The sequence below is a fragment of the Pseudomonadota bacterium genome, assembly GCA_022361155.1.
Lineage (GTDB): Bacteria > Myxococcota_A > Polyangia > Polyangiales > JAKSBK01 > JAKSBK01.
The window spans coordinates 1-2,060 of the sequence record JAKSBK010000313.1 but is presented as its reverse complement, the minus strand read 5'-3'; the positions used below and the strand labels follow the sequence as shown (position 1 = coordinate 2,060).

The window sequence follows — 2,060 nt, the reverse complement described above, 5'->3', positions numbered from 1 at the left end:
CATGGCCGCACTGAGAACGAGTACCGCCATGGCTGAGGACGGGCCAAGCTGCGGAATGAACACCGGCGAGGCGGCAACCGGCGAGCCCATCAAGGTTGGCGGCATCCACGGCAACGCCGCGCCCGGCGATTTTTCATCCTCGACCGATGCGGCGGCGGCCTACTTCGCCTGCGTGAACGCCAACGGTGGTATCCACGGGCGCCCCATCGAGTACCTTGTCGAGAACGATCAGTGGAACCCGGAACTGGCCGGCCAGGCCGCTGCCAAACTGCTGGTCGATGAAGCCGTCGTGGCGATGGTCGGCAACGGTTCGTTCCTGGAGATGGCGGTCAATGCTGGCACCTACAAGGAGCAGGGCGTGATGACCATGGCGTCCGCCTGTGCGGTTTCGGAGTGCTTTGAAAGCCCCAATATCGTGTCCACCAACCAGGGTCCGCTGCCATCCAATGTCGGTGCGGCGCAATATGCCCAGGAGGAGTTGGGCTCGACCAGCGTGGCCTGTGTCGGTCTCGCCATTCCGAACGTTGGCACCTGGTCCTGCGATCAGGTCGCCGCGTTGATGGAGGCGCGCGGCGGATCGGGGCATTCGATCTTCATGAACCCGGCCGCACCCGATGTGAACTCCGCGCTGCTGGAGGCGGTGGCGACCGGCGCCGACACGATGTTGGTGAACCTGCCGGCCGGTCTCGCCATCGCGGTGCTGAAGGCCGCCGAAGAACAGGACCTGCGCGATTCCTACAAGTGGATCGCTCCCACACCGCTTTATGATCTGTCGGTTCCAGAGGCTCTTGGCGAGTATTGGAGCGGGCATGTCTATGTGAACGCGGAACTGGCGCCGTTCAACGACGGCGGTCCCGACAACAACAACTGGATCAAGGTGATGGATGCCTACGCCAACGCGGATGATCCGCGCGACACCTTTTCCCAGTCGGGATATCTGTCGGCCAGGTTCTTCGTGGACACGCTGCTGGCCATGGACCCTGCCGACGTGGGCGACCGCGCCAAGGTCAACGCGGCGATCACCGCGATTTCAGGCTACACCTCGGATTTGATGTGCGGGCCGTACTATGTGGGCGAGGCCGATTTCCACATGCCGAACCATGCCGGCCACATGGTGCTCATCAAGGATGGCGGCTTCGAGGTGGTGCGCGACTGCTACGAGTACGACAGCGCCTATTTCGAGCCGCATATCGCAATCGAGAAAGAGCTGGGCCTGCGCTGATCGCGATTGGCGGCACATCCTCGAAGCCGGGTGTGCCGCCTTGCGGGCCGGGTGCCTGTTTAATGTCCGTCCAGCGCGACCATCTGGTTTCGGCAGGTGTCTACCTGCTTGTAATGGCTGGCGCGTTTGCCTGGCTGGCGGCGGGCAAGCCCATGAAGGTCGTGGGCCTGTTCGCCGTTTCGGGCCTTGCCACCGGCTCGCTTTACGCGCTGGGTGGCATCGGCCTGGTGGTGCTCTACCGCGCCAGCGGCGTGCTGAACATCGCCAATGGCGCCATGGGCGCGGCGGGCGTGATGGCGGCGTGGCAGTTGGGGCAATGGGGCCTGCCCGGCCCGCTCACCTGGATCGCCGGCATCGCGCTCGCCACCGCGTTGTCGCTGACCTACGGGCGGGCCGTGGCGCCGATGCTGTCCTTCCAGCCGCCGGTGGTCAAAGCCGCCGCCACCTTGGGCGCGGCGCTTATCATTCTTGGCGCGGTCAATTTCTTCTGGGTGGACGATGTGCGCAAGTTCTCCCTGCCGTCGGACGCCATTGGGATCAAGATACTGGGCCTGAGGGTCACCTTGACGAGGCTGATCGTGTTCCTCACCGCGATAGCGGTGGTGATCGCCATCCAGGCCTATCTCTCGCGGTCGGTTCGCGGATTGCAGATGCGCTCCCTGGCGAACAACCGCCACCTGTCGGCGCTGCGGGGGGTGCCGATCCTGAAAGTCGAGACGCTGGCGTGGGGCATTTCGGGCCTGTTGGCCGGTTTCACGGGCCTGATGTTCGGCGATCTCATCCGGCTGGAGCCCACCGTGATCACGTTCATGGTGATCCCCTCCATCGCGGCGGCGAT

General features: G+C 64.4%; 2 protein-coding genes. Both read left to right on the top strand.

Annotated elements, in window-relative coordinates:
* Positions 1-1,222 (top strand): ABC transporter substrate-binding protein (locus MJD61_12245; protein MCG8556039.1); only part of this gene is annotated, 1,222 nt, incomplete at its 5' end.
* Positions 1,223-1,284: 62 nt separating this feature from the next.
* Positions 1,285-2,060 (top strand): branched-chain amino acid ABC transporter permease (locus tag MJD61_12240; GenBank protein MCG8556038.1); only part of this gene is annotated, 776 nt, incomplete at its 3' end.